Origin of the sequence: Bacillus sp. LNXM65 (genome assembly GCF_002998575.1) — a bacterium.
Lineage (GTDB): Bacteria > Bacillota > Bacilli > Bacillales > Bacillaceae > Bacillus.
In genome coordinates this window covers 436,987-456,454 of record NZ_PVRB01000002.1, presented here as the reverse complement: position 1 = coordinate 456,454, position 19,468 = coordinate 436,987, and the positions used below count along the sequence as shown (strand labels likewise).

19 protein-coding genes are annotated in these 19,468 nt (G+C 42.3%); 12 read left to right on the top strand and 7 right to left on the bottom strand.

Translation table 11 applies throughout. From position 1 onward, the window contains the following. Nucleotides 1–20: 20 nt before the first annotated feature. The 5 genes from C6Y03_RS05915 to pgsB form a co-directional block, all read right to left on the bottom strand. Complete coding sequence (locus C6Y03_RS05915; protein WP_106038995.1) at nucleotides 21–1,244, bottom strand: C40 family peptidase; 1,224 nt, start codon at nucleotides 1,242–1,244, stop codon at nucleotides 21–23. Nucleotides 1,245–1,350: 106 nt separating this feature from the next. After that, the gene (gene edmS, locus C6Y03_RS19140; RefSeq protein WP_003213661.1) at nucleotides 1,351–1,521 is read right to left on the bottom strand and encodes an extrachromosomal elements maintenance protein EdmS; all 171 of its coding nucleotides are present in this window, start codon (nucleotides 1,519–1,521) and stop codon (nucleotides 1,351–1,353) included. After that, entirely contained in the window at nucleotides 1,518–2,684 is a 1,167-nt protein-coding gene (locus tag C6Y03_RS05910) for a CapA family protein (RefSeq protein ID WP_106038994.1), read from the bottom strand. Before C6Y03_RS05910 ends, edmS begins: the two co-directional genes overlap by 4 nt. An 18-nt stretch (nucleotides 2,685–2,702) precedes the next feature. After that, nucleotides 2,703–3,152, bottom strand: a complete 450-nt coding sequence (pgsC, locus tag C6Y03_RS05905; protein ID WP_012011488.1) for a poly-gamma-glutamate biosynthesis protein PgsC — start codon at nucleotides 3,150–3,152, stop codon at nucleotides 2,703–2,705. 15 nt (nucleotides 3,153–3,167) lie between these two features. Beyond that, complete coding sequence (pgsB, locus tag C6Y03_RS05900) at nucleotides 3,168–4,349, bottom strand: poly-gamma-glutamate synthase PgsB (protein WP_034660210.1); 1,182 nt, start codon at nucleotides 4,347–4,349, stop codon at nucleotides 3,168–3,170. Between the two features lie 747 nt (nucleotides 4,350–5,096). On the opposite strand from pgsB, the gene C6Y03_RS05895 reads away from it, so the two are divergent. From C6Y03_RS05895 to rbsB, 9 genes are all read left to right on the top strand, one after another. Then, on the top strand, nucleotides 5,097–6,578 hold the full coding sequence (locus C6Y03_RS05895; RefSeq protein ID WP_106038993.1) for a spore germination protein: 1,482 nt from the start codon (nucleotides 5,097–5,099) through the stop codon (nucleotides 6,576–6,578). Further along, nucleotides 6,568–7,665 carry a GerAB/ArcD/ProY family transporter gene (locus tag C6Y03_RS05890; protein WP_060597449.1) on the top strand — a complete coding sequence of 366 codons (1,098 nt, stop codon included), beginning with the start codon at nucleotides 6,568–6,570 and terminating at the stop codon, nucleotides 7,663–7,665. Before C6Y03_RS05895 ends, C6Y03_RS05890 begins: the two co-directional genes overlap by 11 nt. Continuing rightward, complete coding sequence (locus C6Y03_RS05885; protein ID WP_106038992.1) at nucleotides 7,655–8,797, top strand: Ger(x)C family spore germination protein; 1,143 nt, start codon at nucleotides 7,655–7,657, stop codon at nucleotides 8,795–8,797. The genes C6Y03_RS05890 and C6Y03_RS05885 overlap by 11 nt, the downstream gene beginning before the upstream one ends. Before the next feature lie 117 nt (nucleotides 8,798–8,914). Then, a complete protein-coding gene (locus tag C6Y03_RS05880) occupies nucleotides 8,915–9,901 on the top strand; it encodes a LacI family DNA-binding transcriptional regulator (RefSeq protein ID WP_106038991.1) in 987 nt (328 codons plus the stop codon). After that, on the top strand, nucleotides 9,898–10,776 hold the full coding sequence (gene rbsK / locus C6Y03_RS05875) for a ribokinase (RefSeq protein WP_106038990.1): 879 nt from the start codon (nucleotides 9,898–9,900) through the stop codon (nucleotides 10,774–10,776). Before C6Y03_RS05880 ends, rbsK begins: the two co-directional genes overlap by 4 nt. Beyond that, nucleotides 10,773–11,165, top strand: a complete 393-nt coding sequence (rbsD, locus tag C6Y03_RS05870; RefSeq protein ID WP_060597455.1) for a D-ribose pyranase — start codon at nucleotides 10,773–10,775, stop codon at nucleotides 11,163–11,165. Before rbsK ends, rbsD begins: the two co-directional genes overlap by 4 nt. 15 nt (nucleotides 11,166–11,180) lie before the next feature. After that, nucleotides 11,181–12,662 (top strand): sugar ABC transporter ATP-binding protein, encoded by a 1,482-nt coding sequence (locus tag C6Y03_RS05865; protein WP_106038989.1) that lies wholly within the window; start codon nucleotides 11,181–11,183, stop codon nucleotides 12,660–12,662. A 1-nt stretch (nucleotide 12,663) separates the two neighbouring features. Beyond that, nucleotides 12,664–13,617, top strand: coding sequence for a ribose ABC transporter permease RbsC (rbsC, locus tag C6Y03_RS05860; protein ID WP_003215300.1), 954 nt, complete (start codon nucleotides 12,664–12,666; stop codon nucleotides 13,615–13,617). A gap of 13 nt (nucleotides 13,618–13,630) precedes the next feature. After that, complete coding sequence (gene rbsB, locus C6Y03_RS05855; protein ID WP_095285700.1) at nucleotides 13,631–14,548, top strand: ribose ABC transporter substrate-binding protein RbsB; 918 nt, start codon at nucleotides 13,631–13,633, stop codon at nucleotides 14,546–14,548. A 37-nt stretch (nucleotides 14,549–14,585) separates the two neighbouring features. Here the strand turns inward: rbsB and C6Y03_RS05850 are convergent, their stop codons facing one another. Next, nucleotides 14,586–15,188, bottom strand: coding sequence for a flavin reductase family protein (locus tag C6Y03_RS05850; RefSeq protein WP_375567733.1), 603 nt, complete (start codon nucleotides 15,186–15,188; stop codon nucleotides 14,586–14,588). A gap of 66 nt (nucleotides 15,189–15,254) precedes the next feature. Then, nucleotides 15,255–16,151, bottom strand: a complete 897-nt coding sequence (gene alsR / locus C6Y03_RS05845; RefSeq protein WP_060597460.1) for an acetoin biosynthesis transcriptional regulator AlsR — start codon at nucleotides 16,149–16,151, stop codon at nucleotides 15,255–15,257. Nucleotides 16,152–16,301: 150 nt separating this feature from the next. Here alsR and alsS point away from each other — a divergent pair, with 150 nt between their 5' ends. The 3 genes from alsS (at nucleotide 16,302) to chrS (ending at nucleotide 19,438) form a co-directional block, all read left to right on the top strand. Continuing rightward, entirely contained in the window at nucleotides 16,302–18,002 is a 1,701-nt protein-coding gene (gene alsS / locus C6Y03_RS05840) for an acetolactate synthase AlsS (RefSeq protein ID WP_060597461.1), read from the top strand. A gap of 35 nt (nucleotides 18,003–18,037) precedes the next feature. Next, a complete protein-coding gene (budA, locus tag C6Y03_RS05835) occupies nucleotides 18,038–18,808 on the top strand; it encodes an acetolactate decarboxylase (RefSeq protein WP_060597462.1) in 771 nt (256 codons plus the stop codon). A 153-nt stretch (nucleotides 18,809–18,961) separates the two neighbouring features. Further along, nucleotides 18,962–19,438, top strand: a complete 477-nt coding sequence (chrS, locus tag C6Y03_RS05830; protein WP_106036452.1) for a chromate efflux transcriptional regulator ChrS — start codon at nucleotides 18,962–18,964, stop codon at nucleotides 19,436–19,438. Nucleotides 19,439–19,468 lie beyond the last annotated feature (30 nt).

Below are 19,468 nucleotides of genomic sequence, written 5' to 3'. Positions count from 1 at the left end.
GCGTGGATCGGGCTTTTTCTTTATTTTTTGATTCTAACAGCCGTCTCATACTTATCCTTCCAGTACGTACTTGTTTTCATATTCGTAAGCACGACACCATTTGAGACGGTCACATGAATGACTTGATTTGACCCTGCATAAATCGCCGGCATCAATGACGTTCCACTAAAGAAAACGAGATCTCCCGGCTTCAGCTCCGAACGTTTCACAGGCGTACCTGTCTTGACTTGACCTGACGCATAGCGAGGCAGATCAATACCAAGCACTTCTCGATACACGTATTGTGTGAACCCTGCTGTGTCAAATCCCTCTTCTGGATTCGTCCCGCCTTTGACATAAGGGACTTCCCCAATATACGTTGCCGCTTTTGAGACAACCGGATCTTCTTTTGATAATTTCAGATCCGTTAATCGTTTCGCACCTGTCCATTTCTCGCGCCAATACGATTCAGACAAATAAGAAATCGTGACACTTTCCGAACGGCTCGCATGAATAAAACGATCGCCCCCAATATACATCCCTACATGAGAAATACCTGGCTTATATGTGTTGCTAAAAAAGACAAAATCCCCTGGACGTATATCCGCTAATGCCACTTTTTCTCCAACCATCCACTGCTGTTCAGCACTTCGAGGTAAATAAATCCCTAGTGATTTTTCAAATAAATATTGTAAAAAGCCTGAACAATCAAAGCCAACCTTAGGGTCTGCTGCACCAAATACATAAGGAATACCTAAATATTTCATCGCATCTTTCACAAGACGGTCATCAGAGATTTCCGGTGTACCGGGCAGTCGTTTGACTGCATAAAATCGGTCTGTCCAGTATTTGCTTTTGCTGACATCTGTTTTCACCACACCTTGACTGAGCGTGATGTGGATGACCTGATCGTTACCAGCGTACAACGCCACATGTGTCGGGATATCCTTTGTTTCTTCAAGGCTGCGGAAATATACAAGGTCACCGGGCTGCGCTTTGTCCCATGATACCTTTTTTCCAATCTGATATTGGTCGATCACCTTCCGCGGCAAATCAAATGCTCCTGATGTCTTGTACACATATTGAATCAATCCAGATGCGTCAAAGCCCGTTTTTGGATCGGTTCCTCCTTTATGATAAGGTGTTCCGATCAGCTTTTCCGCTTGCTCCAAAGGAGACGCTGTTTGAGCAGATACTTCTGATTGAGACATGAACATCAGCCCTACGAGCGCACACCCACCAATCAATATTTCTTTCCATTTCATGATCTTTCCCCTCCTTTCTTCTATAGTTTCGGCATGACACCTTTCATTTTACACCTTTTTTCGACAAAAAAGAGCACGCAATGCGCGCCCTCTATGCTCTTTAAAATTATTTACTTGCTTCCGTTTTTGACTGCTTTTGCTGTTCGATTTTCTGCATTTCAACCGAGATCTTTTGTTTTTCATGATCTGTGAGGCTGTCACTAAATTTAAAAGCAGACATAAAGACAAAGACTAAAATTAACGCAACAAACGGCCAGCTTGCTTTTAGGAATTTCATTTCTTCTCTTTCCCTCCGTTTTCTTTTAATTGTTTAACTTTATCAGCGTGATCTACTTCAAAGAAAATGTGTCCGTCTTTTTCTTTCCAATCCGCATTCGTACCATTTGTCAGCATACGGATAATGGATTTTGATTCAAAAGATCCTGCTTTAACCGAAGCAGGTGTTGCTTCCTTGATGTACATTGGGACAACTTCAAATGTCGCTTTTCCATCTTCATTCAGATGATACTGAACAAGTGCAGAATCACGTGTTCTTGACCAGCCTTGGTCAAAAATAAAGTTCCCTAAGCTATAGAAGATCGCCGTGCCGTTATAGACTTCCATTGGCTCAAGAACGTGCGGATGAGCACCGATAATGATATCAGCACCAGCTTTTGACATCGCTCTTGCCAATTCTCTTTGTCTATCGTTTACCTCATTGTTGTACTCCTGTCCCCAGTGAGCATGAACAACGACGATATCTGCCTTTTCAGCAGCCTGCGAGATCATCGGAATAAAGATAGATGGATCGGCTGGCAAGATACCCGCCTGGCGATTCGTTGCTTTAAAATCTTTCCCATACACATCAGTAAAACCAAGTGTAGCGATTTTGACACCATTTACTTCTTTGTACGAAATGTTCTGCTTCGCATCCTGAAGGTTACGGCCTGCGCCTGTATAATCCATGCCAGCATGTTCAAAGGCATCAATCGTGTTGTTCAGCCCTTTTTCACCATAGTCTGCCGCATGGTTATTCGCAAAGTTTAATACAGAGAAATTCAAATCCTTCAATGCTTTGACAGAATCTTCGTCTGTTTTCAAATGAATATTCTTTTGTGCCGCTTGTTCTTTATCTGATGCGACTGGATGCTCAAAGTTACCAGTCACATAATCTGACACATCAAAATATGGCTTGGCGTAACGAAAGAGATGCTGTTTTCCATAACGGTCTGTTACTTTCTCTACGTTTCTTCCAAACATAATGTCACCGACAAACGAAGCGGTCAGGATGTTTTCTGGATTCTTTTGTACAGTTGGCACTTGTGCTTTCCCGATAAACGTAAATAGAAATGTACAAGCAATGACAATCGGTAAAGCAATCAGTACGTGTTTATTCGTCTTTTTCTTTTGGTTCTTTGTGATTTTCAGCAGCTTTTCCTGAAAGCTCAATTTTTTATTCATCATTGGACACACCTTATCTTAAAATAGATAGTAAACATACATGATGGCAAATGTTGCACCACTTAGAAGTAACGTGCTTCCAAGGGTAATCGTAAGACCTTGCTTTTGAATCGTATTTGCAATCAATCCAGGAACGATAATACCGATTCCGCGGAATTCTGCTATTTCAAATGGAACCACTGGATAGAAGAAATCAAATACAAGCTTTAAGGCGATCCCTGTAATTAGCATCGCAGCAAACTTTCTGCGTCCGTATAAAATCATAAATTTCGATAGACCAAAGCGAACGATGACATACGTAAGCAAGCTGACAGATAAGACGACTAAAATAAAGACTGGCTGGTTAAATACAAGCGCCAGATAACCTGGGACAACAAGTCCAGCTGGTACGATTCCTGTTTTTTCTGCAAAGATTAAACTAAGTAGAACACCTAAAATTAACGAGATATAAAGATCTGATCCGAACATTTTCTATATTTCCTCCTAGCTGACAAGCTGCTTAATTTTGTATTCTTGAATTTTTTCGATTAACGGTTCAGCGGCACCATGAATATTGCCGACTCCATAAACCACTCGATTATGAAGCTTTTTCTCAAGCATATTCATAATTTCTTCTGTAGATTGATATTCAAGGTTGTGTAAGTGGTCAGCCGGAATTTTCCCATCCTCATATGCCTTCACAATTGGATCTGTTGTTTCACCAATCAAGACAAGATCACTTGCTTCAATATAAGGAAGTACATCCTCCGCAAACTGGATCGTTCTATCTACACGATCCGCACGGCAGTTCATGATAATAATCGGTTCATCTGTTGGATATCCAATCTCTTTCACACGCTTCCAAATGTTCAATGTAGATGATGCGTCATTTGCCGCAAAACCATTTACAAAGTGTCCAGGTGTTTTCGCGTCCATTAATGGAAGAATTCTCATCGCTCCTGGATCAGGTGGCGCATTTAACATTCCTCTGAATGCCGTATCTTCATCAATTCCTAATGCCTGTGCAACACCAAGTGCAAGTGAGGCATTATCTGGGAAGACCATGTACTCAAATTTCCGTAAATACTCATCAGAAATCTTGGAATTATCTGCAACAATGACTTCTGTGTTGCGTTTTTTCGCAATCTCTTTAAAGAATTCCGTATATTCACTATCCGTAATAACCAAGTGTCCATTGTAAGGAATTGTCGCTGTAAAGGCTTCTGCTATTTCATCAAGTGTCGGCCCCATTACGTCCATATGATCTTCAAGAACGTTTACGATCACGCCAATATTCGCTTGAAGCAGCTCTTCCTGAAAGATAATTTGGTAATCTGGATTTACTGCCATACATTCACTGACGATGGCATTTGCTCCTCTTTCAACGGTTTCTCTCATAACTTCCTTCTGCTCACCGATATTCGGTCCTTGCGGTTTCCTTTTAATCGGTTTCTCCTCTGGCGTATCCCAATAAATCATTCTTGCATCTGTTCCCGTTGTTTTGCCGACAGTTTTATAACCTGCCTCCATTAAGATACCGGTTGTCAATCTTGTAACGGTAGACTTTCCGCGAATACCATTAATATTGACGCGCACCGGCAAGGCATCGATATTTTTCTGGTGACGCTTCTTTTCAATAAAGCCAATCCCTAACATGATGACACAGGCTATAACGATTAACCACATCGCTTATCTACATCTCCTTTTTTTATGAGTGTGATATGTAAATTCAATCAACAGTATATAGGTTCAGCATAAAATCACAATCGGTATTATGTAACATAATCTTTCACTTCCTCGTATGCCAAATTCCTCTAATCAGAAGGCGGATTTGCCTAGCTCTTCTTTAAATGAAAAGGCCAAAAGGCGGACAAAAATTGGTATGAATTTCAGCTTCAATCAAGAGAAAGCGTTACCATCAAGCATCGGAAAATCTTTTGTCCTTTTCTCCCTAAATTTTTTGACAATTATTAAGATGTATTTTGAATCAATGTTTTAAAGCCCTTTAAACTCTATAACATCAGTCATATCAGCGCTTTAAATGAATAGTGCGTGTTTTGGAATGTTTTCGATTTTTGAAGGAACAGGTTAGAAAGTCATCCTCATCGGTCAGAATGCTACGCGTTGACCTATGACAAAGGTCACCTCTAAAAAAATCAAGTCATATGCTTATTTTCGGGTCACAAAAAATTGGGATAAGATGTAAACTATTGATCATTTCGGAATACCTGCTTTTTACGATATTCGCTCCTTATGACCTAAACAATGAAACATTATTCATTTGTTTTTATCAAGATTCATCATTTCTTAACATTTTTAATATGATTTTAGTTGAAAGTTGTCAATTCATGTCATGCTTTCCCCAAAGATGACGAATAAAATCAGCTTCTCCGCTTACACTAAGGTTAAAAAATCTGTGAGAGGAGGCTAGAGATGCCAAACGCCAATGAGCAAACACGCTTGCATTTTTTATCAGGCAGCTTCGAGGAAAAAATCCGGATTCTGAAAAAGACATTTCAGCAAAGCGGGGATTTTGAATACCGAGAGTTAATGGTGAATGAAACGAAATCTGTCCTGTTTTTTATTAAAACAAGAGTAGATGAAGGCAAACTAAATGATTTCATTATCGGCAACTTGTTAGGTCCTCCTGGAAAGCAGGAATATACGAAATCTCTCAGCACACTCGAAACAGGTGACTTGACGCTGATCACTGACAGTATTATTGCTGGAAGCATTGCGTTTCTTGATGAAAATTCCTCACAGATCAAATTGTTTTCTGTCGGTCAGCCGCCGCTGCGCTCTATTTCTGAACCTTCATCTGAAAGTATTATTGCTGGAGCACATGACGGATTTGTTGAAAGTCTTGATACCAACATCTACTTACTGCGTTCGCATTTAAATGATCGAAAGCTCGCCATTCAGTATCATAAGATTGGTACAAAATCTGAAACAAAGCTTGCGACTGTTTATATATCTGATATCGCTAATCAAGAAAAGGTAGAAGAGGTAAACAAACGGATTTCTTCTATTAAAGTAGACACGCTGCTAAGTCCTGGCTCTATTGTTGAGGCGATTGAGGATGATTCATTTTCTATTTTCCCGCAGCTTATTGATACAGAGCGCCCTGATAAGGTGAGATCTGCAATCCTTGAAGGGCGAATTGTGGTGATGATGGATGGCAGTCCGATGGCCATCATTCTTCCTGTCACCTTCTTTAGCTTCTTTCAATCACCTGATGATTATAATAGCCGCTGGATTCCGGCTACGTTTATCCGTGTTCTCCGCTATCTTGCCTGTATCATCGCAGTCATTTTGCCATCTTTTTATATCGCTGTCATTGGCTTTCATTATGAGGTCGTCCCAGATGAATTAGCCATAACGATGAAAAATTCAATTATCGGTATCCCATTTCCTCCTTTGATAGAAGCGATGCTAATGGAAATCACCATTGAACTCATTCGTGAGGCAGGGGTGCGTCTGCCTAGACCAATTGGTCAAACCATTGGTATCGTAGGTGGTTTGGTCATTGGGGATGCTGTTGTACAAGCAGGACTCATCTCAAATGTTCTTGTCATTGTAGTCGCTGTGACCGCTGTCGCTTCATTTGTACTTCCGTCATTTGAAATGACGGCCACCATTAGGATGCTACGTTTCCCGCTCATGTTCATGGCATCAATGTTTGGTTTTATTGGCATTTCATTTGGATTATCCATCATTCTCATGAATTTATGCCGCCTTGAATCACTAGGGGTGCCATACTTATCACCTGTTGCTCCATTTAACTGGCAGGATTTAAAAGATACTGTAATTCGCCTCCCAATGTGGATGTACAAAAATCGCCCTGTTTATTTAAATGCGCAAAAGAAAAAGCAAATTGAACATTTGAGAGGATGGAAAAAGAAAAATGAAAAATAAAATATCTCCACCTCAAGCTGTCTTTTTTCTCATTCAATCTCAAATTGGTGTCGGTATTTTATCGCTCCCCCACTTTTTGATGAAAGACATGGGACACGATGGCTGGATGGCGATCATTGTCGCCTGTTTTTTTATCCAAATCATCAATACAATTTTCATTTACATCATTCATAAATATCCAGAAACATCATTCTTCCAAGCATTAATTGATGTATTTGGTCAATGGATTGGGAAATTACTGATTGCACTGTATATACTGTATTTTGCCTCCGTCTGTATTGTCGTTTTATCCATTTTCACCAGAATTATTGGTATGTGGGTTCTGCCGCTGACGCCAAACTGGGTCATCAATCTATTACTCATTACTTCCATTGTTTATATTGCGAAGGAGCAAATTACAGCCATTGTCAGGTTTAACTTTATCTTAACTCCCCTTCTCCTTTTGCTTTCCTTGCTGATGTTCTATTCATTAAAAGGGACCAATATCGATTATCTGATGCCTTTTTTTCAAACAGACATTTCTCAGTTTCAGCTTGGGCTGAAGGACGTCGTCCTATCGATGAATGGATTTGAGATGATCCTTATTCTTTCTCCCTTTATGAAAGGCACTATTAAGGAACGGTATAAAATCATGACCATTTCAAATATATGCACGACGCTTTACTACCTATTTATTACATTGATTTGTTTTATGTTTTTTAGTCCAATTGAGCTTGATGTGATTCCCAACCCTGTTCTTTACTTATTAAAAACCATTTCCTTCGGTATCATTGAGCGGACAGATTTAATTTTTCTTAGCTTCTGGGTGTTTATTATTCTTGCCACATTGAGTAACTATCTGTACTTTTGTGCAAATGGCATTTCCAGTTTACTGAAGAAAAAGGATCACAAAAAATATGTTTATTGTTTCGCCATTCTGATATATGCGTCTAGCTGTTTTTTGGCAGTCGATAACTTTCGCATTCAGCGTTTCAATGATTTTACAACGATTGCTCAGTATTCGTTCATTTACACACTTCCAGCATTCATGGCGATCGTTATCTTTATCAAACAACGTAAAAAGAAGGTGAAATCACATGCGTCATAAATATGTCCTGACTCTCCTCATGTGCGTGTCTCTCACCATGATGCCTGGCTGCTGGGATCAAAACCTATTAAAAAACATCTCCCTTGTCCTTACTTCCGCCATTGATCAAGGGGAAGATGATAACGCAAAAGTATCGATTACCTACCGAAAAGTACAACAGTCTCAAAGTGTGCAGCAAGGAAGTTCAGGTACTTATTCAACCACTGTATTGACAACCAATGCTCCAACTTTACGTAAAGCGGGAACAGACTTCGGCCGAATGGTTGACCAAAAGATTGATATGTCAAAAATGAGGATTTTACTGATCGGTGATGAATTCTCTCAAAATCAACTTCTTCCCTACTTAGACATGTTCTATCGCGATCCGAAAAGTCCTTTGCTTGCCAATTTAGCCGTTGTGAAAGGCGGTTCAAGTATTGATGTCATCAACAAATTACTAAAAGAACAGCTCATTGTCAGTGACTATTTAAACAATCTCATTACAACTGCCTCAAGAGGTTCACAAGTGACCGCTGGAAATATTCAAAGCATACGCTCAAAGATGCTCCAAACAGGAGAAGACTTTACCCTGCCTTTAATTGTATTTGATCAGTCTAAACAACTAATCAAAGTAGCAGGTGTGGCTTTATTCGATAATGAGAAAAAAACTGGTGAGCTTTATGGTCAAGATGCCATGCTTCTCAATCTCATGAATAATAAAATCGGGAAATATGCAAATTTCACTAAAAAGATCAGAAATGATATGGAGTTGAAGGGAAATAACTATATTACCATCCAAGTCACCGACTTAAAACGAGATATTCGTATTCTCAATTCTGATCATCGCAACGTGACAATTGGGCTAGATTTCGAATTCAAAACAGCTGTCGTTGAATATCCGAAAGACAATTTAGATAGTACGAAAAAGATCGATGAACTAAACAAACGATTATCAGCTATTTTCACAAAGGAAGCAGAAAAAGTAATCTCTGTTTTGCAGAAATCAAACTCCGACGTGTTAAGTCTTGGAAGAAAGTATCGCGTTAAAAATTATGATGAATATGTAAAAATGAATTGGAAAACTGATTATCCAAATGTAAAAATCATCCCAAAAATCAAAGTGAATATTACAGAAACAGGGATTACTAGTTAATAAAAGGAAGATAGCATCTTTCTTTTATTTTTTTATTTTTTTAAGATTGTCATTTTAATGCTTTCATGATAATCTATCTGTGTAAACGGTTACACATTCACGAAGGGAGGCACTCCATTGGCTACAATTAAAGATGTTGCAAAAGCTGCACAAGTGTCTGTTGCCACTGTTTCACGCGTGCTTAACGATACTGGATATGTCCATACAGATACGAAAACCCGCGTGACACAAGCGATGCAGGAGCTGAACTACTTTCCCAATGAAGTGGCTAGATCCCTTTTCAAAAGAGAATCACGCTTAATCGGTTTGATTTTACCTGATATTACGAATCCCTTCTTCCCTCAGCTCGCTAGAGGCGTTGAGGACGAAATTCATGCGCATGGTTTTCGGTTATTATTCGGAAACAGTGATGAAGATCGAGAGAAGGAAATGGCCTATTTACAAACCTTTAAACAAAATCAAGTGGTCGGTGTCATCGCTGTCACAAACGAACCTGAATCAGATATATACAATGATAATGAATTACCGGTTGTGTTCTTAGATCGAACCGTTCCACATGCACCTTCTGTGTTTGCAGATGCTGCAGCTGGCGGGAAAATGGCCGCGATGGAATTAATCAGGCGCGGCAGCCGGCAGATCACACTGCTGAAAGGACCTGCCCACCTTCAAACAGCGAGGCAGCGATTCAAAGGTGCACTCGATGTACTAACCGAAAAAGGCGTCGACTTCCATGTGATGTCTAATGCTTCATTTTCCTTTCAAGAAGCCCGTAAGAGTGCCAAGGCTCTTTTCCAGCTGTACCCTGAAACAGATGGCATCATTGCCAGCAATGACATCGTCGCAACAGCGGTCATACACGAAGCGCTTCGGATCGGAAAAGCCATTCCAGATGATGTTCAAATCATTGGGTTTGATGATATTCCGCAAAGCGAGCTGCTCTTCCCTTCCTTATCTACGATTAGGCAGCCTGCCTATGAGATGGGAAAAGAAGCGGCACAGCTGTTAATCAAAGCGATTCAGAAACAACCTATAGATCAACCAGTTATCCAAATGCCCGTCTCTTTTATTGAACGAGAGACCACAAGAAAGGTGGATTCACAATGAGTCATATTGTCGTAGTAGGAAGCTGTTCTATGGATTTAGTCGTCACATCGGATAAACGGCCAAATGCCGGTGAAACGGTGTTAGGCGAATCATTTAAAACCGTCCCAGGGGGAAAAGGCGCCAATCAAGCAGTCGCAAGTGCCAGACTCGGTGCAGATGTATACATGGTCGGCCGGGTCGGTGATGACGCTTATGGTCAGGATATTGTCAGCAATCTACAAGATCAAGGGGTCCGCACCCCATATATGAAACCGGTTACCGAAATGGAAAGCGGCACCGCTCATATCATTTTAGCAGAAGGTGATAACAGCATTGTCGTGGTCAAAGGAGCAAATGACGAGGTCACTCCTGACTATGTTAGAGAGGCACTTTCTACAATAGATGATATTGGGATAGTTCTCGTTCAGCAGGAAATACCTGAAGAAACAGTCGAAGCTGTCTGCTCCATTTGCAGCGACAAAGAAATCTCTGTGATTTTAAACCCTGCACCTGCCCGCAAAGTATCGCAGCAGGTTTTAGACCAGGCTGCCTATATTACACCGAATGAGCACGAAGCTGTTCTCATGTTTGATGGACTCCCAATTGAAGACGCCTTGCGTCAATACCCTAACAAATTACTCATCACATTAGGGAAAAATGGGGTTCGATTTTTTGACGGATTGAAAGAAGTGCTAGTTCCAGGCTTTCCTGTTGAAGCAGTTGATACAACAGGAGCAGGCGATACCTTTAACGGAGCCTTGGCTGTAGCCTTAACAGAGGGCAAATCTCTCTATGACGCACTTGCCTATGCCAACCTTGCAGCATCAATGTCTGTCACAAAGTTCGGTGCACAAGGCGGCATGCCAACAAGAGAAGAACTGGAGAAAAAGAAATGAAAAAAAACGGCATCTTAAACAGTCATATCGCCAAGGTACTTGCTGACCTTGGTCATACAGATACAATCGTCATCGCAGACTGCGGTCTTCCTATTCCAGAAGGTCCAGTCAAAATCGACCTGGCGTTATCAATCGGCACACCGTCCTTTCAGGAGGTCACCTCCCTCCTTCTTCAGGAAATGGCGGTTGAACACATTACTGTGGCTAGTGAAATCAAAGAAGCCAATGAACGAGATCATCTATTTCTAAAGAAAGCGTTCTCACAGCCATTACATGATGTAGACCACGAGACGTTCAAAAACATGACCAAGCAGGCAAAAGCAGTCATTCGCACGGGTGAAGCCACCCCATACGCAAACTGCATTCTTCATGCCGGTGTCATCTTTTAAAAGGAGGAGCCAGATATGAACATTGAGATGCATAACATCCATAAGGCCTTTGGAAAAAACACCGTTCTTTCCGGGGTCTCCTTTGACCTCGTCACAGGTGAGGTCCACGCGCTCATGGGCGAAAATGGCGCGGGAAAATCAACTTTAATGAACCTGCTCACAGGTCTTTATTCATTAGATCAAGGAACGATTCAAATCGACGGAAAAGAAACCGCTTTCAAAAATCCGAAGGAAGCGGAACAACACGGCATCGCCTTTATTCATCAGGAGCTCAACATATGGCCGGATATGACCGTCTTGGAAAACCTATTCATCGGGAAAGAAATCTATACGAAGTTTGGATTGCTAGACACAAAGAAAATGAAGGTTCTTGCCCAAAGCCAGCTGGACCGATTGTCTGTGAACCTCTCGCTTGATCAAGAGGCAGGCAGCTGCTCTGTTGGACAAAAACAGATGATTGAGATTGCAAAGGTATTAATGACTGATGCGAAGGTGATCATCATGGATGAGCCAACAGCAGCTCTAACAGACCGTGAGATTGAAAAGCTCTTTCAGGTCATTGAATCTCTCAAAAAAGAAGGCGTATCCATTGTCTATATTTCTCACCGTATGGAGGAAATCTTTGCGATCTGTGACCGGATTACAATCATGCGCGATGGGAAAACAGTCGATACGAAAGCCATACCTGAAACGAATTTCCATGAGGTCGTCAAAAAAATGGTCGGCCGCGAATTAACAGATCGATACCCTGAGAGATTGCCTTCTCTAGGAGATATTGTCCTTGAGGTGAAGCAAGCGACAAGAAAAGGACAATTCCATGATATCAGTTTCTCAGTCAAAGCTGGAGAAATCGTCGGTGTTGCAGGCTTAATGGGCGCTGGCAGAACCGAAATGATGCGGTCGCTGTTTGGTCTTGATCCTCTTGATCAAGGTGAAATCTGGGTCCATGGGAAAAAGGCTGTCATTAAAAAACCAAGTGATGCCGTCAAGCTCGGCATCGGCTTTATCACAGAGGATCGCAAAGATGAAGGACTCATGCTGGATGCATCCATCCGAGAAAACATTGGACTGCCAAACTTAGAAAGCTTCTCTCCAAAAGGACTGATTGATAAGAAAAACGAACAGGATTTTGTCGACCTGCTCATCAAAAGACTGACAATTAAAACGGCTTCCTCTGAAATTTCTGCTCGAAGTCTCTCTGGTGGAAATCAGCAAAAAGTCGTCATCGCCAAATGGATCGGCATCCAGCCGAAGGTCTTAATTTTAGATGAACCGACAAGAGGTGTCGATGTCGGAGCGAAACGAGAAATCTACCAGTTAATGAATGAACTGACTGATCGAGGTGTTGCCATTTTAATGGTCTCCTCTGAGCTCCCAGAAATTCTAGGGATGAGCGATCGAGTGCTTGTCATTCATGAAGGAACCATCAGCGGAGAATTAAATAAATCAGACGCAACACAAGAACGAATTATGACACTAGCTACAGGAGGGAAGTAACATGAAACCACTTACTTCAAATGGACGATTTGACAACATCATGCAAAAGCTTGGGCCATTCTTAGGACTCATCATCCTTGTCGCCATTGTTTCTATTTTAAACCCAGCCTTTTTAGAGCCATTAAACATCTTAAACTTACTGAGACAAATCTCCATTAATGCCCTCATTGCCTTTGGAATGACGTTTGTTATTTTAACCGGAGGAATTGATTTGTCTGTCGGTGCCATTTTAGCACTTTCTAGTGCTCTGACTGCCGGATTTATCGTGTCTGGTATGGACCCGATTTTAGCTATTATCGTTGGCTGTATCATCGGCGCTATTCTTGGGATGGTCAACGGTCTTTTAATTACAAAAGGAAAAATGGCTCCTTTTATCGCAACACTTGCCACGATGACCATTTTTAGAGGATTAACACTTGTTTATACAGACGGAAACCCGATTACAGGACTCGGTTCTAACTATGCCTTTCAGTTATTCGGCCGCGGGTATTTCTTAGGCATTCCTGTTCCAGCAATCACGATGCTTCTCACCTTTATCGTACTTTGGGTGCTGCTTCATAAAACACCTTTCGGCAGAAGAACGTATGCCATCGGCGGAAATGAAAAAGCTGCGCTCATTTCAGGAATCAAAGTACCGCGCGTAAAAATTATGATCTATTCACTGGCAGGTTTCATGTCTGCTTTAGCGGGTGCCATTTTGACCTCTCGCCTAAACTCAGCTCAGCCAACAGCTGGCACATCCTATGAGCTTGATGCGATTGCTGCTGTTGTACTTGGCGGGACAAGCCTGTCTGGCGGAAGAGGGCGAATTGTCGGCACACTGATCGGGGTGCTCATCATCGGTGTCTTGAACAATGGTATGAACTTACTTGGTGTATCATCATTCTATCAATCTGTTGTGAAAGGGATTGTCATCTTGATTGCAGTCCTACTAGACAGAAAGAAATCTGCTTAAGGAGGCAGCTGCTATGAAAAAATATCTCATTCTCATTCTGACTCTCTCATTATTCATGCTTTCTGCCTGCTCGCTAGAACCGCCAGAGTGGGCCAAATCAACAAAAGATGGAAAGAAAAAAGACATCAAAATCGGGCTCTCGATCTCGACCTTAAATAATCCATTTTTCGTTTCTCTCAAAAATGGTGTGACGAAAGAAGCGAAAAAGCTTGGCATCGAAGTGGTCATTGCAGATGCACAAAATGATTCAGCTAAACAAACCAGTGACGTAGAAGATTTAATTCAGCAAGGGGTTGACGCATTACTCATCAACCCAGCGGATTCATCTGCTATCTCAACCGCTGTCGAATCAGCGAATGCTTCAGATATTCCTGTCATCACATTAGACCGTTCAGCAGAAAGCGGTAAGGTAGAAGCACTGGTCGCCTCAGATAACGTCAAAGGCGGCGAAATGGCAGCTAACTTTATCATCGACAAGGTCGGTAAAGGAGCAAAAGTCGCTGAACTAGAAGGTGTACCAGGCGCTTCCGCTACACGTGAGCGCGGAAAAGGATTCCATCAAATAGCGGATAAAGATCTAAAAGTGACAGCAAAACAAGCGGCTGACTTCGACCGGACAAAAGGACTGAATGTCATGGAAAACCTCCTTCAAGGAAACCCTGACATCAAAGCCGTTTTTGCCCATAATGATGAAATGGCACTTGGCGCTCTAGAGGCGATTCAAAGCTCTGGAAAAGACATTCTCGTCGTTGGCTTTGACGGAAACGAAGATGCACTCAACTCGATCAAAGCAGGAAAACTATCTGCCACAGTCGCCCAGCAGCCAGAGCTGATCGGGAAACTGGCAGTCGGCGCTGCAAACGACGTCCTAAAAGGGAAAAAAGTAGAAAAGAACATCGCAGCTCCACTGAAACTAGAACAGAAAAAATAAACACAAAACCCCCGATAGCTCTCGGGGGTTTTTCCTATTATTCCGGTCTTTTCAACACAAATGACGTCCCTAAATGGGCGTAATCATTTCCCGCTAAACGGGCGACTGGCTTTAGTTCATGAGTCGAAACATATCCTTTTTCTGCATCATACACATCCTCATCTAAATGCGCACACACAACCCGGCCAATGATATGATCGACCGTGATCTCTCCTTCATCATTTTGAAAGGTAAGATGCTTTTCAAGCTGACATTCAAAGCGAATACGTGCTTCCTGAATTCCCGGCACTGACACGACATGGCTCTTTACTTGATGAAGACCGGTTCGATCCAGCTCACTCTCTTCCTGTGGCAGCGTAGCAGCTGTTTCGTTTATATCTTCTATTATCGCTTCATCACTCACATGGACCACAAATTCTCCCCTGTCAATCATATGCTGCGCTGTATCTTTCATCTGACCTTCGCGTCGTCCGATAGAAACTGCGAGGAGCGGCGGGTGTCCGCTGATGACATTAAAGAAACTAAATGGTGCGGCATTGACGACATCATCTTTAGACAGACTTGTAATAAACGCAATCGGTCGTGGAACAATAGAGCCCGATAATAATTTATATGCTTCTTTTCTTGATAGCTGATCCATTTGCAACGTAATCAATTCAGACACGCCTCCTTTTGGTGTATCGACATCATACCATACCCCTTTTTTCTATGCCTCTGATTCCGGCTCGGTGCGATGCAGGATATGGTGGACAAGATGAAATAAAGCAGGATTATGATTCTCTCGTCTATAGGAAATCGTCCATTCCGCCAGAAGCTGTTCACCTTCAATGGACCGATATACAACATCTAGATTAAATAAACGCCGGGCTGATTTTGGAATGACCGCAATACCGATACCAGCTGTGACAAGGCCAATAACCATTTGATATTCCGCTGCTTCCTGCACAATATTCGGAGAAAATCCGTACTTTTCACATAGCAGGACAAAGTGTTGATAAAGGGACGGCCATGATTCCTTTGATAAAGAAATGATCGGTTCATGCCGGATATCTTCGATCGTGACCGCCTCTTTTTTCGCCAGCGGATGATTTTTCGGAATCGCAAAAATACATTCACTTTGCTTCATCAAACGGCTGACAAGTTCTTCATGCGGAGATGTAGGATGTAAAAAACCGATATCAATCTCCCCATTTAAAAGCGCCCCTAGCTGCTGCGGAACAGAAAGCTGCTTCAGCTCAATACTGACAGAGGGATACAGCTCTCTGAATTCGCGTACAACTGGCGGCAGAATATCATACGTCGCTGTTCCAACAAACCCTATGATGATTTTCCCCAGCTCTCCTCTTGCTGTATGCCGTGCATGATCAACGGCTTTATCAAGCTGCTGCAGCACACCACGCACCTCATGTAAAAAGACCTTTCCAGCAGCTGTTAACTCCACCACTCGCTTCGACCGGTGAAACAAAGGAAACCCCAATTCTTCTTCAAACTGCTTAATTTGCTGACTAAGTGGAGGCTGTGTCATATTCAACCGTGCGGCTGCTCTGCCAAAATGCAGCTCCTCCGCTACTGTGACAAAATACTGCAAATGTCTCAGTTCCATCCTTTCACTCCTCGCACACTTATTCGTGAAACATATTAAAACCACGTTAAACATATATTGGAAAATTTTCTTTTTGAAATGTATAGTAAATCATATCATGAAAATATATTTTCATAAAAAATTTTACTTGCCGAAAGGAGTGCGGGGTAAATGAATTCTCAAGCACAACCCCTAACAAGACGAGGAGCAGAATTGATTGTCGATACGCTGATTGCTCAAGGTGTGACCCATGTTTTTGCGATTCCAGGTGCAAAAATTGATGCCGTATTTGATGTATTAAAAGACAGAGGTCCAGAACTTGTCCTATGCAGACACGAACAAAATGCAGCCTTTATGGCAGCCGCTGTCGGCCGCTTAACCGGCAAACCAGGTGTTTGTCTCGTCACATCAGGTCCTGGCGCATCTAATTTAGCAACAGGTCTATTAACAGCCAATACAGAAGGTGACCCTGTTGTCGCAATCGCTGGAAACGTCATTCGTGCGGATCGGCTGAAACGAACACATCAATCACTCGACAATGCGGCATTATTCAAACCAGTCACAAAATACAGTGTTGAAGTACAAGACGTTCATAATATACCTGAAGCCTTAACAAATGCTTTTCGCGCGGCACAAAAGGGGCAGGCTGGAGCAGCATTTATCAGCTTTCCACAAGATGTCGTGACAGAACACACCACACAAACACCAGTGTCTGCTCACCCTTCTCCAGAACTAGGTCCTGCACCGGATGCTCTCATCAGTTCGGCCATCGCCAAAATTCAAAATGCACACTTACCTGTTGCGATTGTGGGAATGAAAGCAAGTCGTCCAGCTGCTGCAAACGCCACTAGAACATTATTGAAAACACTTGGGATTCCATTTGTCGAAACGTACCAAGGAGCCGGCGTTCTCTCAAGAGAGCTTGAGTCTCAATATGTAGGCAGAATCGGCTTATTCCGGAATCAGCCGGGGGATCTACTCATTGAACAAGCAGATGTCCTTTTGACCATCGGCTTTGATCCAATCGAATATGATCCGAAGCATTGGAATATTCAGCCGCAGCAGCGCCAGATCATCCATGTGGATGACATGCAGGCAGATATTGATCATTTTTATGAGCCAGCGCTTGAGCTTGTAGGCAATATAGCTGAAACCGTTAAACATCTAGCCCATGACAGTGTTCCACTTTCTCTATGCAAAGAACAAATTGATTTAGTCACTGAATTACAGGAGCTGTTAAGCGACATTGAAAAAGCACCAGAAAGAGACAGTCATCTATCTCACCCGCTGAATGTCATTCATACATTAAGACGCCTAATTCCTGATGACACGAAGGTCACGTGTGATATCGGATCTCACGCGATTTGGATGTCGCGTCACTTCCGCGTCTATGAGCCGAACACATTCCTGGTGAGCAACGGAATGCAAACATTAGGCGTCGCCTTACCATGGGCAATTGCGGCTTCCATACTGAATCCAGATGAAAAGATCATTTCGGTCTCAGGTGATGGCGGTTTTCTCTTCTCTGCAATGGAGCTTGAAACAGCCGTCCGCATGAAAACAAATCTCGTTCACCTTGTTTGGAATGACAGCACATACGACATGGTGGCGTTTCAGCAGGAAATGAAATATGACCGCACATCCTGCGTTGAATTCGGACAGATCGACTTAGTGAAATATGCGGAAAGCTTTGGAGCGACTGGATTACGGGTTAACTCACCTGAAGAGCTTTCAACTGTCCTTCAAAAGGGTATAAACATAGAAGGACCCGTTATTATTGATATTCCGATTGACTATCAAGACAACCCAGACCTCGCCAGTCAAAAATGGCCAGAAGTCTTTCGTGAAAAACACACATTGAACGTCAGATAAGATGTCCATACATTACATCAAAGGAGTGAGCGGATATGGGTATGATGCACCCAATGAATCAACAGAACGACACAAGACAACATGACAAACAGCAAGAGGTTTATCAAGTATCGACGATGACCTCTTTGCTGGAAGCCGTATATGATGGAGATTTCTCCCTTGCACATATTCCCAAGCACGGTGATTTCGGCATTGGTACATTCAATCAATTAGATGGAGAGCTGATCGGCTTTGACGGCGCATTTTATCGACTGCGCTCGGATGGAACAGCGACACCGGTTACCGATCAAGACTATTCACCATTCTGCTCTCTAGCATTCTTTGAAACAGATATCGTTCATCGAATTGATGCAACCATGACGTCCAAAGAGCTAGAAGAAGAAATCGACCGCATTTTACCTAGTAAGAATGTTTTTTATGCGATCCGCATTGATGGATCATTCAAAAAGGTTCAAACACGTACGGTCGAAAAACAGGAAAAACCTTACGTTCCGATGGTGGAAGCAGTCAAGTCACAGCCTATTTTCGATTTCGAGGATATTCAAGGAACGATCGCTGGTTTCCGTACACCGCAGTACGCACATGGTATTGCGGTGAGTGGATATCATCTTCATTTCATTGATGATGATCGAAGTGTCGGCGGACACGTATTTGATTACACCGTTGATCAAGTGACCATCCGCATTTCTCAAAAACGTCATATGAATTTACATCTGCCAAATACGCAGGAATTCTTCCAAGCAGACATTGATCGAGCTGACCTTGCACAACAAATTGCCAGTGCGGAAAGCAGCCCAGATCAATAAAATGAAGACACCCCGTTGATTCCGGGGTGTCTTTTTATGCAAAAAGATTATTTATCACTCCATGATATTTCTTTTCGTTAGTAAATTGAAATTCATTCATTCTATTCGTAACGAAATATGATAAAATACCAACAGAAGAAAGGTGGTTATACGGTGTCAAACGACTATAGCATTCCGAACCTAACATTAGATGAAAGGGATAAACAAATTTTATCCCTATTACACGAGGACGGGCGTATGTCCTATACAGATCTCGGGAAACAAGTCGGTCTTTCACGTGTAGCTGTGCAAGCCCGCATTCAGCAGCTGATTGAAGCAGGCGTCATTGAACGATTCACCACTGTGATTAACCCTGCTAAGATCGGCATTCACGTCTCTGTCTTCTTTAATGTAGAAGTGGAACCGAAATTTTTAGAAGCAGTAGCCCTTCAACTTGAGCAGGAAACAGCTGTCACAAGCCTTTATCACATGACAGGGCCAAGCAAGCTGCATATGCATGGCATTTTTCAAAATGAACAGGAAATGGAGGCATTCCTGACAAAAAAGCTATACCCGCTAGAAGGCGTCGTGAGTGTGGACTGCCAAATGCTCATTAAACGATACAAAAGCCGAATGGGCATGAAATTGTAGACAGGAGTTGAAGCACTTGCAATCATATAT

Bases quoted from the DNA above. Each gene is read 5' to 3' on its own strand.
- C6Y03_RS05915 (WP_106038995.1), bottom strand. From the start codon at position 1,244: ATGAAATGGAAAGAAATATTGATTGGTGGGTGTGCGCTCGTAGGGCTG.
- pgsC (WP_012011488.1), bottom strand. From the start codon at position 3,152: ATGTTCGGATCAGATCTTTATATCTCGTTAATTTTAGGTGTTCTACTT.
- C6Y03_RS05865 (WP_106038989.1), top strand. From the start codon at position 11,181: ATGAACATTGAGATGCATAACATCCATAAGGCCTTTGGAAAAAACACC.
- edmS (WP_003213661.1), bottom strand. From the start codon at position 1,521: ATGAAATTCCTAAAAGCAAGCTGGCCGTTTGTTGCGTTAATTTTAGTC.
- rbsK (WP_106038990.1), top strand. From the start codon at position 9,898: ATGAGTCATATTGTCGTAGTAGGAAGCTGTTCTATGGATTTAGTCGTC.
- rbsC (WP_003215300.1), top strand. From the start codon at position 12,664: ATGAAACCACTTACTTCAAATGGACGATTTGACAACATCATGCAAAAG.
- C6Y03_RS05895 (WP_106038993.1), top strand. From the start codon at position 5,097: ATGCCAAACGCCAATGAGCAAACACGCTTGCATTTTTTATCAGGCAGC.
- C6Y03_RS05910 (WP_106038994.1), bottom strand. From the start codon at position 2,684: ATGAATAAAAAATTGAGCTTTCAGGAAAAGCTGCTGAAAATCACAAAG.
- rbsB (WP_095285700.1), top strand. From the start codon at position 13,631: ATGAAAAAATATCTCATTCTCATTCTGACTCTCTCATTATTCATGCTT.
- alsS (WP_060597461.1), top strand. From the start codon at position 16,302: ATGAATTCTCAAGCACAACCCCTAACAAGACGAGGAGCAGAATTGATT.
- C6Y03_RS05890 (WP_060597449.1), top strand. From the start codon at position 6,568: ATGAAAAATAAAATATCTCCACCTCAAGCTGTCTTTTTTCTCATTCAA.
- C6Y03_RS05850 (WP_375567733.1), bottom strand. From the start codon at position 15,188: ATGGATCAGCTATCAAGAAAAGAAGCATATAAATTATTATCGGGCTCT.
- alsR (WP_060597460.1), bottom strand. From the start codon at position 16,151: ATGGAACTGAGACATTTGCAGTATTTTGTCACAGTAGCGGAGGAGCTG.
- rbsD (WP_060597455.1), top strand. From the start codon at position 10,773: ATGAAAAAAAACGGCATCTTAAACAGTCATATCGCCAAGGTACTTGCT.
- budA (WP_060597462.1), top strand. From the start codon at position 18,038: ATGGGTATGATGCACCCAATGAATCAACAGAACGACACAAGACAACAT.
- C6Y03_RS05885 (WP_106038992.1), top strand. From the start codon at position 7,655: ATGCGTCATAAATATGTCCTGACTCTCCTCATGTGCGTGTCTCTCACC.
- pgsB (WP_034660210.1), bottom strand. From the start codon at position 4,349: ATGTGGTTAATCGTTATAGCCTGTGTCATCATGTTAGGGATTGGCTTT.